Genomic DNA, 13,375 nt, shown 5'->3' with positions numbered 1-13,375 from the left:
AGCTTGCTCTCCCAGGTTAGCCGCGCACAAAACGCGCGTCGAACCTGGGGCACCTGAGTTCATGCGGTGGAAGACGAGTCGAAAGCACCCAGAGTTGGAAAATCTCCAACTCTGGGCCACCTGTTCTAGTTGCTGGAGTCGGCCATAAGGCGGGCCCAGGACTGGACTTTGCGATCGATAACGACAAAGCCATCTTCGGGGATTTCCAGTTTGTTTGTCGGATCTTCCTTTCCATCCCAGCCCCCGGCGAAACCAGTCATATTTCCCTTCAATGATGCAGGGGTCATTGGCTGCGGCTTGAGTGCCATGTACTCGTTATCGAAGACGATGGCAGATTCGCGACAGACGAGAGCGCAGGCTCCGCAATCGGTGCACTGCTCTTCATCAATGGCCAAGTGCTGATGTCCGAATTCGGTAACGGTTTGGATGCAGTCGTAGGAACATGCATCCTGACATAGAGTTTCGCTTCCAGAGCATTTCGGCGTGATCTTGTACGGCATAAATTCCTCCCTTGCAGTAAGGCTGTGTTTTTTGCTGGGAGCCCGGGTGAGCCGTGCTCCGGCGAAAACGTTGGTGCGAGTGCGGCTCAGCGCTTGGAAAGTGGACGCAGCCAGACAGCCTGTCCAAGAGCGACAAGGCTCAATGGGTTGTAGGCTCCGGCATAAACGATGGCCTTCTCTGGACACGCCATGGCGCAAGCACCGCAATCAACGCAGAACTGCGCATCGATGACGAAATATTGGCGGCCATTGGCTGGCCTCGCAGCGTCGACCTCAATGCAGTTGTAAGGACAAACATCGCTGCATACGGTGTCCTTACCAGAGCATTGCGATGTGATTTGGAACGGCATAAACGTACTCCTCGGCCTTCGCTTCCAATGCCTGCTAAGGCTTGGTTGGAAGCTTGTTTTTGCTGCGGCCTGTTGAATAAATGCACCTTGAAAAGAGCACGCGAGAGGCCAATTCGAGCGCAGCGGCGAAGGGACTGTAAGTTCCAGAAAAGGAAGAGGTCGGGGATGTTGCAGCTCGTTGGTGTACGGCGGTGCAGGTGACGCGTGACAATACTGTGTCACAGCGTGACAATATAACGTCACCACTAAGCAGGTCAGCAGGTAACGGATGGAAACCACGGGAGAGAAACTAGCGCGGCAGTTGGTGAATGCCGAAGTGTTGGCACGTGATCGCGAGCATCTGCAACTGCTGCTCGAAGTGAACAATGCGCTGGTCTCGAATCTTGAGCTCCCTTCCCTGTTTCATGCAATCTCTGCGGCAATTGGGCGCGTGGTGCGGCACGACTATTCGAGTTTGTGCCTTTACGATCCCGCAAAAGACGAATTTCGCATTCATGCGCTGGACTTTCCGCAAGGAAAGGGCGTGCTGCATGAACAGACTGTTTTCAAGGTAACGGGCTCGCCGACTGGGCTTGCGTTCATCGAGCGGAAGCCCCTCGTGGTGGACAATCTCTACGAAGAACAGTTTCCAAACGACGTGACGGGATGGCTGATTGAGGAAGGCATTCAGTCAGCGTGCTGGGTGCCACTGATCAGAGGCGACCGGTGCCTGGGGGTTCTGTGTGTGGGCAATCGGGCGGCGGCGACATTCGACCAGGAAGGCATGGCGGCTCTGACTACGGTGGCGGGACAGATCGCGATCGCTGTAGAAAACGCGTTGGCGTTCCGCGAAATTCGCGAATTGAAAGAACAGTTGGCTAAGGAAAAAACCTACCTACAGGATGAGATTCGCGCCGAGCACCATCCAGAGGAGATGGTTGGAGAGAGTGCGGAGTGGCGGCAGGTACTTGAGCAGATTGAGACCGTAGCACCGACAGACGTGGGCGTGCTCATTATTGGCGAGACGGGCACCGGCAAAGAAATGGTCGCCCGGGCGATTCACGAAAGGAGCCAGCGCCGGGAGCACACATTTGTAAAGATCAACTGCGCAGCGGTGCCGACAGGGCTGCTGGAAAGCGAACTCTTTGGTCATGAGCGTGGTGCGTTCACGGGAGCGATCTCGCAGCAGATTGGACGATTTGAGCTGGCACACCGAGGGACGCTGCTGCTGGACGAGATTGGCGATATTCCGCTGGAGTTGCAGCCGAAGCTGTTGAGAGCATTGCAGGAGCAGCAGTTTGAACGCCTTGGCAGCTCACGCACCCTGAAGGTGGATGTAAGGGTGATTGCTGCGACGAATCGCGATCTGCTAGAGCTGATAGAAGAACGGCAGTTCCGACAGGATTTGTATTACAGGCTCAACGTGTTTCCGATCAACTTGCCTCCGCTATCTGGACGGCGATCGGACATTCCGCTGCTGGTGAGGTTTTTCGTCAAGAAATATGCCGCGCGCATGCGTAAGCGAATCGATGCGATTCCGCAGGACGTGATGGATTACCTAACTCAATGCGATTGGCCGGGGAACATTCGCGAGTTGGAGAATTTTGTCGAACGCTCGGTCATTGTGTCGCGGGGAACAACGCTTCAGGTTCCCCTGACGGAATTGCGCAAACCGCAGAGAGCAAACTCAGAGACGCTGGAAGCGAAAGAGCGAGAGTACATCCTGAAAGTGATGCGCGAATGCAACGGTGTCATCGGAGGCATGAATGGGGCGGCATCGCGGCTTGGACTAAAGCGCACTACTCTCAATGCGCGGATGCGTAGGCTAGGAATCACACGCGAAGAACTCTGAAGCACTGTTGTTTCCGGGCGACCTTAGTACTTACCTCCCACTGTTGAAATCCAATCAGGGCAATCCCGAGTGAATGGTTTTATCCGATCTTGTTGAGCTGAATCAGCAGGCGGAACCAGAGGGCGATCCTGCATCCAAACGTTTGTTGGTATTTATCAACTGCAGGACGTCCCGCAACTTGAGTAAAAATCGTTATTTCTGCATTGGCACGGTGTGCCGTCCGAGTCCACTCGAATGCGACCGAGATTCACTACTCCATTCTGTGGGGGTAGATGATTGAGATCGAAACACCTCGCGAGGCAGTCGAGTCACGTTACAAGAGAACGAAGTTCGCAGATGGATTCCATTCCGGCGCAAGCTGCTGGAACCGAATTGCAGCTTGCGCAGGTACTCGCGCCGGAACGGATTGCAAGCTTTGATCCTACGACGATTGAGCTGCGTTCGTTCTATCGCACGTTGACCATCATCGTCCCGGTGTATAACGAGCGAAAGACAGTATTAGCGCTCTTGGAAAAGGTGCTGCAGCAAGACACTTCGCCGTTGGCGAAAGAAGTTATTGTGGTTGATGACTGCTCAACAGACGGCACGCGGGAGTTGCTGCAAAGCGTCGACTGGGATGAATTCTGCCAAGACTCGAGCGATACGGTGCAAGTTCTGCTGCATGACTGTAATCGCGGCAAGGGCGCGGGGATCAGAACAGCTCTCGAACAGGCCAAGGGAGAGCTCGTGCTCATGCAGGACGCCGATCTGGAATATGATCCGGCAGACTACCCGGCCCTGTTAAGCCCCATTCTGAACGGACACGCAGACGCGGTGTTTGGAAACCGCTTTCATCCCGGAGCGCACCGGGTTCCGAGGTACTATCGGTACCTGCTGAACCGCGCTTTCTCCATCCTTTGCAATATGTTGACCAGCCTTGCCTTGAACGACGTTACTGCCTGCTACAAGGTGATTCGCCGCGATGTCCTTGACTCTCTTGCACTCGAAAGTGAGAGATTTAGTCTGGAAACTGAGCTGACGGTGAAACTTGCCAAGACCTGCGCACGTATCTATGAAGTGCCGATCGTGTATCACGGGCGGACGTATGCAGAGGGCAAGAAGATCAGCTGGGTGGATGGGCTGGCAGCTACTTATCATCTGTTCCGCTACAGGTTCTTCTAGTCCTCTCCAATCCGGCTGTACTGGTGTAGATGCAGGCTTTTTGCACACCCCACATATACCAACAGAGGGCATATGCGGGCCACTACGGCCGTGCTCGACAGAAGAGAGGAAGACGATGCTGAATTCGCGAATCGGGGCGCTATTGATGGCGCCTGTCATGGTAGTCACGCTGGCCGCATTGCCTGCGCGCGCCGCAGTACACGAAGAGTTTCATAAGACGGTGGCAATGGATGCCAGCGGAAACTTCACGGTCAAGAACGTGAATGGCAACGTGAACGTCTCTGCATGGGACAAGAACGAAGTGCAGATCGATGCTGTGAAGACCGCAAACTCCGCCGATAAATTGCGTGACGCACGCATTGAAGTCGCAGGCAGCGGGCATTCGGTAGATGTCAGCACAAAATATCCTCCGTACAGCAATAACGGCGCGAGCGTGGAGTACACGATTCATGTGCCTAGAGGAGTGAAGCTGCAGGCTGTGGAGACCGTCAATGGGGACGTTCGCGTGGACGGCACAAAAGAAGTAGTCAGAGCCAAGACGGTGAACGGGAAAGTTGACGTGTGGAACACTGCAGGCGAACTGGATCTTGCCTCCGTCAATGGCGACGTAAAGGCGACGCTGAACAACGGAATGAAAGACCATGTAAGAGTGAAGGTTGTGAACGGCACAGTAACGGTGAGTGTTCCGGCCTCGATCAATGCCCGCGTCAAGATGAACACCGTGACGGGCAGCATTCATTCGGATCTACCGATGACGGTGAATAAGCCACAGTACGGGCCGGGAGCAAGCGTGAACACTACGCTGGGTTCGGGCGGCGCGCTGATCGAAGTGGAAACGGTGAATGGCAGCATTCATCTGAGAAAGAGCTAGCAACGGGTATCTGAGAAACCTCTGCGGCCGGTGGATGATGTTTGCGGGTAGGGGTCCTTCGCTGCGCTCAGGATGACAACTTAAGAGCGAGGATGCGTGCGTTTCGCATACCCCACATGTGCCAGAGGAAGGCATATGTGGGGCGCCTGGTTCAAATCAATTCAGCGGAGTTCCGGAAAATCTTCTTCGCGGTATTCCACGCTTGGGCGTGTGCCAGACTGCACATGTTCGGCTTCGGCGCGTCGCAGTTGCACGCGCCGAATCTTGCCGGAAATCGTCTTGGGCAATTCGGAGAACTCAATGCGGCGGACACGTTTGTAGGGAGCGAGCACGCTCCGGATGTGCTGGAAAATGGAAAGTGCCATTTCGCGCGAGGGCTCGACGCCATTGCGCAAAATGATAAAGGCCTTTGGGATTGCGGTGCGAATGGGGTCGGGCGACGGAACGACGGCGCACTCGACAACATCGGGGTGCTCGACCAGCGCGCTTTCGAGTTCGAAGGGACTGATGCGGTAGTCAGACGCTTTGAAGACGTCGTCGGCGCGGCCTACGAAGGTGTAATAGCCATCGTCGTCGCGAGACATGACGTCGCCGGTGTGGTAGAGGTCTCCGGTGAGCGGCTGAATGTGTCCGGCATCGTCCTGATAGCCGGGCATGAGGGCGAGAGGTGGAGGATCGAGCCGGATGCAGAGCTCACCTTCGGGGGCTTCCTGCTCGTTTACATCCATGAGTTGAACGCGGTATCCGGGCATGGGGCGACCGACGGCACCGAGTTTGAGAGGCTGTGAGGGGGAGTTTCCGAGCTGCGCGGTGGTTTCGGTTTGTCCGTAGCCGTCGCGAACGGTGATGCCCCAAGCATCGCGCACACGCTCGATAACTTCGGGATTAAGCGGCTCTCCCGCGCTGACAAGCTCGCGGAACTTCACTTGGTAGGAGGAGAGATCTTCCTGCGAAAGCATGCGCCAGACAGTGGGTGGAGCACAGAAGGTGGTGACCTCCGCCTTCACAAGAGCGTTAAGCAGCGAGGCAGCTTGGAAGCGTGGCTGATTGAAGGCGAAGACAGTGGCTTCGGCGTTCCACGGCGAGAACACGCAGCTCCACGCGTGTTTGGCCCATCCGGGAGACGACAAATTGCAGTGGATGTCGCCGGGCTTGATTCCGATCCAGTACATGGTGGAAAGGTGTCCGGCGGGATAGCTCGCGTGGGTGTGCATGACGACCTTGGGCTTGCTGGTCGTGCCGGAAGTGAAATAGAGCTGCAAGGGATCGGAGGCGTACGTAGGGCCGTCGGGAGTGAATTCGGCCGGCTGCGCGTATCCGGCTTCGAAGCTATGCCATCCGCTTGGTGATGAGCCTCCGACGGAGATGCAAGTCAGGCCCGTGACGTGGCTGAACTTGGGAGCCATTTCGGCTGCGGCGATCAGGTGTCGCACACCGCCCCGCAAAATGCGGTCGGAGATGTCATCGGGGGTGAGAAGCGTTGTAGTTGGGATCACAACGGCTCCGAGCTTCATGCAGGCGAGAAGCGATTCCCATAGCTGCGGCACGTTGCCGAGCATGAGCAGAAGGCGGTCACCTCTCCGCACACCTAGGGAGCGGAGATGGTTGGCGATCTGCGACGAGCGTGACGAGAGTTCGGCAAAGGTGAGCCGATCTTCACTGCCGGATTCGTGCATGACCCACAATGCGGTTTGATTGCGGCGCTCGCAGCGGGCAATTACGTCAAACCAATCGAGTGCCCAATTGAACTGCTGCAACAAGGGCCACTGAAATTGCGAGTAAGCCGAATCGTAGTCTTCGCGGTAACGCAGCAGAAGATCGCGAGCTGCCTTGAACTGTTCGTGAGCCGTACCACCAATGGCAGGAGTAGTCATCTAGGGCACCTCGTGTGGGGAGACGTAGTGGTGCACGGGCCATCCCCACTGGCGGGGAGGGATTATGGCAGAAGAGGGAGGAATTTTCCAGTTGAGGAGAGGTGGGGTAGAGGTCCCTCGCTGCGCTCGGGATAACACCGGAATGCAAGAGTAAAGGCAAAAGCAAGAGCAAGAGAAGAGCAAGGGCAAGAACAACGTCAAATACCCCACCCTAAACTCACGGAAAGCGCGAGTTTAGGATGGGGCGCCCTCGGATTTAGGCACTTAGGGACGGGTGGCGGTGAGGAGGAGGGCGCCGATGCGTTTGAAGTCGCGGAGTTCGTCGGCGTTGGCGAACCACTTGCCACTGTATTCATTAGGCGTGGGTGTGAGGTCTGGAATGCGTTCTGCGCGGGCGTTATCGAATCCCGCTTCGGTGATCTGAATGAGGTATTCGGCTTCGCTGCGGACCTGGACGGAGACGTTGAGTTCATCGACCCAGCGTAGCGAGTAGGGATTGTCGCGGTATAGGTTGATAAGAATGAACATCCGAGCATCGGCGGTCATGACGCGGTAGAGTTCGCGCAACGCTTTGTGCTGGTCGGCGTAGTAATAGAAGCTCTCGATGGAAAGGACTTTGGTAACGGTGCCGTGGTCGAGGGGGAGGTCTTCGGCGGAGCCAGTCATGAAGCGAGTGTTTGGGACGTTCTGCGAGCCAGCGATGGCCCGCTCGATCATTTGGTCGCTCACATCAACGCCGTAAACAAGGCTGGGGGCGACTTTGGGAGCCATCAGGCGCGTGGCCCATCCCGCACCGCAGCCGAGATCAAGAACGGTGTCTCCGGGTGCGAGTTTCATGCGGTCGATGGTTTGGGTCGCGATGGAGATGTGGTGCGCCTCCATCTCTTCACCACGGCCGTCAGCGGCCCACTGGTTGAACTCTTCGCGAAGTTGCTGGTTGGATGACTCGGTCATGGAGCACCTCGTTCGGATTCAAAAAGGCAAATGCAAGGGCGACAGCAAGGTCAAAACCCGGGCGGTAGTTGGTGACCTCAGGCCGCAGTGGAGAACGAGATGGGCGCTGGGATCCTTCGCTTCGCTCAGGATGACACCTCAAAAACAACTGCAAGAATAAGAGCAACTGCAAGAACAAGAACAACTGCAAGAACAAGAACAACTGCAAGAACAAGAACAACTGCAAGAACAAGAACAACTGCAATAGCAAGGGCAAAAGCCCCACTCAACGAAAGAAATGTTGAGTGGGGCACGTCGACGAATTAGTATGCCCGCAAACTCTTCACCGCTTCAAAGATGTCATCGGCCTGGGGGAGAATGACGTCTTCGATCTGGGGTTGATAGGCGACGAAGGTGTCCTTAGCAGCTACGCGGCGGACAGGAGCGTCGAGTTTATCGAACAGCTCGGTACCGATGCGGGCGGCGATTTCTGCTCCGTAGCCCCAGCTCTGCATGTCTTCGTGGACGACAAGGACACGGCTCGTTTTTGTTACTGACTTGGCGATGGCCTCAAAGTCGTAGGGATTCAGGGTGCGGAGGTCGAGAACCTCGACGCTGATTCCGTGCTCCCGTTCGAGGCGCTGAGCGGCTTGGAGAGAGCGAGGAACGGTCGCTCCGTAGGTAACGATTGTGACGTCGGTTCCCTCTTTCCAGATGCGCGCCTTGCCGAACGGAATGGTGAAGTCCGGACCTGGATAAGGTGCGCGTCCGAAGGGTTCGCGATACAGACGCTTGTGTTCGAGGAAGAGCACGGGGTCGTCACAACGGATTGCGGTGCGCAGGAGGCCAGCGGCATCGAGTGCGTTGGACGGGAATACGACGTGCATTCCGGGCGTGTGGGTAAAGATGCTCTCGCCGCACTGCGAGTGATATACGGCGCCTCCGGTGAGGTATCCACCGATGGCGACGCGAACGACAGCGGGGCAGGACCAGGCTCCATTTGAGCGCCAGCGAACGAGGGGAAGCTCATTGCGAAGCTGGTGCATTGCTGGCCAGATGTAATCGAAGAACTGAATCTCGACCACAGGCTTGAGACCGCGGGTGGCCATGCCGACGGCGCGTCCGACGATGTTCGCTTCGGCCAACGGCGAGTTGAAGACGCGGTCGGAACCAAATTCGCGCTGCAGTCCGGCTGTGAGCTTGAAGACTCCACCTTTGCCTTTGAGCTTTTTGTCTTCGAGGTATTCCTCGTTGGAACAGTCAGCAACGTCTTCGCCGAAGATCACGATGCGCTGGTCGCGACGCATTTCGTCGCCGAGGCAGGTGTTGATGAGGTCGGCCATGGTGCGGTCGCCGCCTTCGGTGGCGGGAGAGGTCTCGAAGTTCGACGCCGTGGGTTTGATGTCGTCCGAATAGACGTGGAGCGCGTAGCTGTCCTTCTCCGGGAAAGATGCGTCGAGAGCAGCGTCGGCTGCTTCCTGCACCTCAGCATCGACGTCGCGCTGCAGATTCTTGACTGCGGCGGTGTCTAGAATGCCTTCGGCAATGAGGAACTTCTGCAATCTGGCAATTGGGTCGCGCTCAGCGTCCTTCTTGCGCTCGATCTCGGGACGGTAGAGCTTTTCGTCGTCGGAAAGCGAGTGAGAGTAGGGGCGGATGACGTGTCCGTGAACGAGTGCGGGCCCGTTTCCTGCGCGAATGTGTTCGACCGCACGGCGCACGGCAGCATAGCTGGCGAGCACGTCAGTGCCATCGACCTCTTCGAAATGGAAGTTGGGGAAGTTGGCAACAAGGCGGCTGATGTTGCCTCCCGCAGTTTGGTACTTCACCGGGACGGAGATTGCATAGCCGTTGTCTTCGACGAGGTAGAGCACCGGCAGCTTACGATTGGACGCGGTGTTCAGCGATTCCCAGAACTCGCCCTGAGAGGTAGTTCCCTCGCCGGTGGAGACGTAGGTGAGCTCGTCGGCATGATGCTCAACGTGCTTGAACTGACGGTAATCACCCTCAGCATCGGCAGCGGCTTCGGGATGGCGGTGCAGGTATCGGCTGGCATCGGCACAGCCTACGGCTTGGAGGAACTGGGTTCCGGTGGGAGACGAGGTGCTGAAGATATTGTGCTCGCGGCTTCCCCAGTGAGAAGGCATCTGCCGTCCGCCGGACGCTGGGTCGGCAGCAGCTCCAACGGCCTGCATCAACATGGCGGTAGGTGTTACTCCGAGGGAGAGACACAGGGCACGGTCACGATAGTAGGGGAAGAACCAGTCGTAGCTCGGACGGAGGTGCGCGGCAGCAGCCACGAGGAGAGCCTCGTGGCCGGCGCAGGAGATCTGGAAGAAGATCTTCTGCTGTCGCTTGAGCATGATTTCACGGTCGTCGATGCGGCGCGAGAGGTACATGAGCCGGTACATCTGGATAAGTTGCTGGGGGGTTAGTCCCTCATAAGTCTTTTCTATTGTGGCGGATGGCTCCGTCTGCGCTACTTTCAACGGCATTCGACTTCCCTCTTCTGAATTCCCGGCCGCTTCTCTTGGATGCACGCGTACAGGTTACGGCCAAACCTCTATTGTAAATGAAAGTTGAGCGTGCGCTTCGTGCGTTCCTGCCAACGACATATACTGAATTGGAGATGATTCAGACGACGCGAGCGATACCTGCTGAGGACATCAAGCTTCTATTGTGGGATCTGGACGGTACGCTGGTGGACAGCGAACTTGACTTGGCGCATTCAGTAAATGCGATGCTGCGGCATTTGAGCCGTCCTGAATTGCCGATTCCGGTGGTGGCCAGTTACATCGGCGATGGCGCTCCAATGCTGGTTCGCAGAGCTCTGGGCGACCCGGAAGATGAGCCGCTGGTCGCAAGCGCACTGGAATACTTCATGGCCTATTACCGCGAGCACAAGCTGGATTACACGAACGTGTATCCGGGCGTGCCGGAAACCCTGAAGACAATCAGCGAGCGCGGTATCAAGATGGCTGTGCTGACGAATAAGCCGGTGAACCCATCGCGTGGAATTTGCGAAGGTCTGAATATCGCACCATTCATGTCCCAGATTTACGGCGGCAACAGCTTCCCTACCAAAAAGCCAGATCCCCACGGAGCGAAAGTTCTGCTGCAAGAGCACGACGTAAATCCAGAGCAGGCGGTCATGATTGGCGATTCGCAGAACGACGTGCTGACCGCGAACAACGCGGGAATGTATTCGGTCGGCGTAAGTTATGGATTGTCACCGGATTCACTGCGGATTCACCCTCCAGACGTGATGATTGACCATCCTCAGGAACTGCTGGAAGTGCTTGGTCTAGGTACATATTCCGGCAGCAACACAGGTATCATTTCCGGCTGAAAACGGCTACTCTAGTAAAGGTAAATAGCAGGATTATTGCGTTCGCGCCACGAGGGTTGCCGCAGTGCGCCCTTTTGGAATGCGTGCGTATTTCTGTGTGTTAGATATCTGCGATTGCTGGAGCACTCATACATGTACAAGATCGTGGACGCCCGCAATGTGGGCTTCAAAATCAAGCAGTTCGTCATTGAGGCACCACGGATTGCCCGCAAGCAAAAACCAGGGCAGTTCGTCATCCTTCGCCTGCATGAGAACGGAGAGCGCATTCCACTGACGCTCAAGGCGTCCGATCCTGAAGCCGGGACGATTACGCTCGCGGTGCAGGCCATTGGCAAGACAACTTCGCTGATGAGTTGTCTGGAAGCCGGCGACTACATCATGGACATTGTTGGGCCGCTGGGACAGCCTTCGGAAATCGAGAACTTCGGCACGGTCGCGATCATCGCCGGAAGCGTGGGTACGGCGATGGCTCTGCCGACGGCGCTGGCGCTGAAGAAGGCCGGGAACCACGTCATCTTCATCGAAGGCGCGCGCAATGTGGAGATGGTCGTGTTTGAGAATGAAGTGCGCGAGGCGAGTCATGAAACGTACATCATGACCGACGATGGCACGTATGGCGAAAAAGGCCTGGTCACGAAAAAGCTGAACGACCTACTCGCGGCGGGAACGAAGATCGACCATGTGCTGGCGGTCGGACCGGTTCCGATGATGCGAGCTGTTGCTCAGGTGACGGTGCCGCTGGGAATCAAGACGATTGTGAGCTTGAACTCGATCATGGTGGACGGCACGGGGATGTGCGGCGGGTGCCGCGTGCTGCTGGGCGGCCAGAGCAAGTTCGCTTGCGTGGATGGACCGGAATTCGACGCATCGATTGTGAACTTTGAAGTGCTGATGCAGCGCAACACGATTTATCGCGAGAAGGAATGCGAATCGCTCAAGCGGTTTGAAGAGAACAAGGAACAGGAGTTGGCCCAGGTTAGGGCTCAGTTTGCCAAGAAGGAGGCCGCCCATGCCTGAGACGAACACTCTGCCGAATCGCGAGCGCATGAAGATTGCACGTACCCATATGCCGGAGATGGATCCGGCGGTGCGCAGCCGCTGCTTTGAAGAAGTGAACTGCGGATTGTTAGTCGACGACGCAAAAACCGAATCGACGCGCTGCATTGCATGCCCGAAGCCGGGATGCGTATTGCAGTGTCCTGTGGGAGTGAAGATTCGGGAAGTCGTGGACCTGATCTATGCCGGTGAGTATCTGAAAGCGGCGGCAAAGATTCGCGAAGATAATGCTCTACCCGCGATCACGGGCAGGGTCTGTCCGCAGGAGAAGCAGTGCGAAGGTGGATGCATCCTGGGCAAGAAGGGCCAGCCGATCGCGATTGGAAATCTGGAACGTTTTGTCGCGGACTATGAGCGCGAGAGCGGCCAGTTGGGATTACCGCCGAAGGCTCCGGCTACGGGCAAGAGTGTCGCGATTGTGGGCAGTGGACCGGCGGGACTCTCGGCGGCGGGCGACCTAATTCAGAAGGGACATCGCGTACGCGTGTTCGAAGCTCTGCATGAGTTGGGCGGCGTGCTGGTGTATGGGATTCCTGAATTCAGGCTGCCGAAAACCATTGTGCGCGGAGAGGTCGAAAACCTGCGCAAGATGGGCGTGGAGTTTGAGACAAATGTCGTGGTTGGGAAGAGCGTGACCATCGACGAGCTCATGCAAGACGAGAAGTACGATGCCGTGTTCGTAGCGACTGGCGCGGGACTGCCGAAGTTCATGGGGGTCCCCGGCGAGCACCTGAACGGGGTGTATTCAGCAAACGAGTTCCTGACGCGTGTGAACCTGATGCGCGCGTATCTGCCGGATCAGTACGATGAGCCGGTTTATAACTGCCGCGATAAGAACGTCATCGTGGTCGGCGGCGGCAATACGGCGATGGACGCGGTGCGCACGGCGAAACGCTTGGGCGCGAAGACGGCAACGCTGGTCTATCGGCGTTCCGAGGACGAGATGCCCGCGCGCAAAGAAGAAGTGAAGCATGCGCGGGAAGAGGGCGTAGAGTTCTGTATGCTTACGAACCCGTTGGAGTTCGTCGGCACCGAAAAGGGCTGGCTGACGGGAGCGCGTTGCGTTCGGATGGAACTAGGCGAGCCAGATGCGAGCGGACGTCGCAGTCCAGTGGAGATCGAGGGATCAGAGTTTGTGATGCCAGCCGATCTCGCAGTTATCGGACTGGGCACTACGGCGAATCCGTTGATCCAGAGCACGACACCTGATCTGAAGACCAACTCGCGGAACTACATTACGGCAGATCCGGAGACAACGCGGACTTCGAAGCGCGGCGTGTTTGCCGGAGGCGACATTGTGACCGGCGGCGCTACGGTAATTCTGGCGATGGGCGCGGGAAGAAAAGCTGCGGCGTCGATTCATGAGTATTTGACGACGGGAGTCTGGGAGACGCAGGCGTCCGTGTAAGAGCGCTTTCAGCACGGCCCCACTCTGATGAGGAGTGGGGCT

At 57.0% G+C, this 13,375-nt stretch carries 11 protein-coding genes; 6 read left to right on the top strand and 5 right to left on the bottom strand.

Going from position 1 to position 13,375, the window contains the following annotated elements:
* Positions 1–125: 125 nt before the first annotated feature.
* Together AC6IZD_RS05560 and AC6IZD_RS05555 are read right to left on the bottom strand one after the other, a co-directional pair.
* Positions 126–500, bottom strand: a complete 375-nt coding sequence (locus AC6IZD_RS05560) for a ferredoxin family protein (protein WP_497786694.1) — start codon at positions 498–500, stop codon at positions 126–128.
* Positions 501–586: 86 nt separating this feature from the next.
* Positions 587–850: a 4Fe-4S dicluster domain-containing protein gene (locus AC6IZD_RS05555; protein ID WP_497786693.1), complete on the bottom strand. Its 264-nt coding sequence runs from the start codon at positions 848–850 to the stop codon at positions 587–589.
* Positions 851–1,118: 268 nt separating this feature from the next.
* On the opposite strand from AC6IZD_RS05555, the gene AC6IZD_RS05550 reads away from it, so the two are divergent.
* From AC6IZD_RS05550 to AC6IZD_RS05540, 3 genes are all read left to right on the top strand, one after another.
* Positions 1,119–2,681: a sigma 54-interacting transcriptional regulator gene (locus AC6IZD_RS05550; protein WP_497786692.1), complete on the top strand. Its 1,563-nt coding sequence runs from the start codon at positions 1,119–1,121 to the stop codon at positions 2,679–2,681.
* 336 nt (positions 2,682–3,017) lie between these two features.
* Entirely contained in the window at positions 3,018–3,842 is an 825-nt protein-coding gene (locus tag AC6IZD_RS05545; protein WP_497786691.1) for a glycosyltransferase family 2 protein, read from the top strand.
* A 115-nt stretch (positions 3,843–3,957) separates the two neighbouring features.
* Positions 3,958–4,713 carry a DUF4097 family beta strand repeat-containing protein gene (locus AC6IZD_RS05540; protein ID WP_497786690.1) on the top strand — a complete coding sequence of 252 codons (756 nt, stop codon included), beginning with the start codon at positions 3,958–3,960 and terminating at the stop codon, positions 4,711–4,713.
* Positions 4,714–4,874: 161 nt separating this feature from the next.
* Here AC6IZD_RS05540 and AC6IZD_RS05535 read toward each other — a convergent pair whose 3' ends face one another.
* The 3 genes from AC6IZD_RS05535 to AC6IZD_RS05525 all read right to left on the bottom strand — a co-directional run bounded on the left by AC6IZD_RS05535 (position 4,875) and on the right by AC6IZD_RS05525 (position 10,015).
* A complete protein-coding gene (locus AC6IZD_RS05535) occupies positions 4,875–6,587 on the bottom strand; it encodes an AMP-binding protein (RefSeq protein ID WP_497786689.1) in 1,713 nt (570 codons plus the stop codon).
* 264 nt (positions 6,588–6,851) lie between these two features.
* Positions 6,852–7,541, bottom strand: a complete 690-nt coding sequence (locus AC6IZD_RS05530) for a class I SAM-dependent methyltransferase (RefSeq protein ID WP_497786688.1) — start codon at positions 7,539–7,541, stop codon at positions 6,852–6,854.
* Between the two features lie 302 nt (positions 7,542–7,843).
* A complete protein-coding gene (locus AC6IZD_RS05525; RefSeq protein WP_497786687.1) occupies positions 7,844–10,015 on the bottom strand; it encodes an alpha-ketoacid dehydrogenase subunit alpha/beta in 2,172 nt (723 codons plus the stop codon).
* Between the two features lie 134 nt (positions 10,016–10,149).
* On the opposite strand from AC6IZD_RS05525, the gene AC6IZD_RS05520 reads away from it, so the two are divergent.
* The 3 genes from AC6IZD_RS05520 to gltA all read left to right on the top strand — a co-directional run bounded on the left by AC6IZD_RS05520 (position 10,150) and on the right by gltA (position 13,333).
* Positions 10,150–10,869, top strand: coding sequence for an HAD family hydrolase (locus tag AC6IZD_RS05520; RefSeq protein ID WP_497786686.1), 720 nt, complete (start codon positions 10,150–10,152; stop codon positions 10,867–10,869).
* A 132-nt stretch (positions 10,870–11,001) separates the two neighbouring features.
* The gene (locus tag AC6IZD_RS05515) at positions 11,002–11,886 is read left to right on the top strand and encodes a sulfide/dihydroorotate dehydrogenase-like FAD/NAD-binding protein (RefSeq protein ID WP_497786685.1); all 885 of its coding nucleotides are present in this window, start codon (positions 11,002–11,004) and stop codon (positions 11,884–11,886) included.
* The gene (gltA, locus tag AC6IZD_RS05510; protein ID WP_497786684.1) at positions 11,879–13,333 is read left to right on the top strand and encodes an NADPH-dependent glutamate synthase; all 1,455 of its coding nucleotides are present in this window, start codon (positions 11,879–11,881) and stop codon (positions 13,331–13,333) included. The genes AC6IZD_RS05515 and gltA overlap by 8 nt, the downstream gene beginning before the upstream one ends.
* The last annotated feature ends 42 nt before the right edge of the window (positions 13,334–13,375 follow it).

The organism is Koromonas humicola (assembly GCF_059726255.1).
The sequence above is the reverse complement of the archived record's forward strand: the minus strand, read 5'-3'. Positions and strand labels throughout refer to the sequence as shown.

What these genes read in the sequence shown, in the direction of transcription:
- AC6IZD_RS05560 (WP_497786694.1), bottom strand. Translation starts at nt 500, where the DNA reads ATGCCGTACAAGATCACGCCGAAATGCTCTGGAAGCGAAACTCTATGT.
- AC6IZD_RS05555 (WP_497786693.1), bottom strand. Translation starts at nt 850, where the DNA reads ATGCCGTTCCAAATCACATCGCAATGCTCTGGTAAGGACACCGTATGC.
- AC6IZD_RS05550 (WP_497786692.1), top strand. Translation starts at nt 1,119, where the DNA reads ATGGAAACCACGGGAGAGAAACTAGCGCGGCAGTTGGTGAATGCCGAA.
- AC6IZD_RS05545 (WP_497786691.1), top strand. Translation starts at nt 3,018, where the DNA reads ATGGATTCCATTCCGGCGCAAGCTGCTGGAACCGAATTGCAGCTTGCG.
- AC6IZD_RS05540 (WP_497786690.1), top strand. Translation starts at nt 3,958, where the DNA reads ATGCTGAATTCGCGAATCGGGGCGCTATTGATGGCGCCTGTCATGGTA.
- AC6IZD_RS05535 (WP_497786689.1), bottom strand. Translation starts at nt 6,587, where the DNA reads ATGACTACTCCTGCCATTGGTGGTACGGCTCACGAACAGTTCAAGGCA.
- AC6IZD_RS05530 (WP_497786688.1), bottom strand. Translation starts at nt 7,541, where the DNA reads ATGACCGAGTCATCCAACCAGCAACTTCGCGAAGAGTTCAACCAGTGG.
- AC6IZD_RS05525 (WP_497786687.1), bottom strand. Translation starts at nt 10,015, where the DNA reads ATGCCGTTGAAAGTAGCGCAGACGGAGCCATCCGCCACAATAGAAAAG.
- AC6IZD_RS05520 (WP_497786686.1), top strand. Translation starts at nt 10,150, where the DNA reads ATGATTCAGACGACGCGAGCGATACCTGCTGAGGACATCAAGCTTCTA.
- AC6IZD_RS05515 (WP_497786685.1), top strand. Translation starts at nt 11,002, where the DNA reads ATGTACAAGATCGTGGACGCCCGCAATGTGGGCTTCAAAATCAAGCAG.
- gltA (WP_497786684.1), top strand. Translation starts at nt 11,879, where the DNA reads ATGCCTGAGACGAACACTCTGCCGAATCGCGAGCGCATGAAGATTGCA.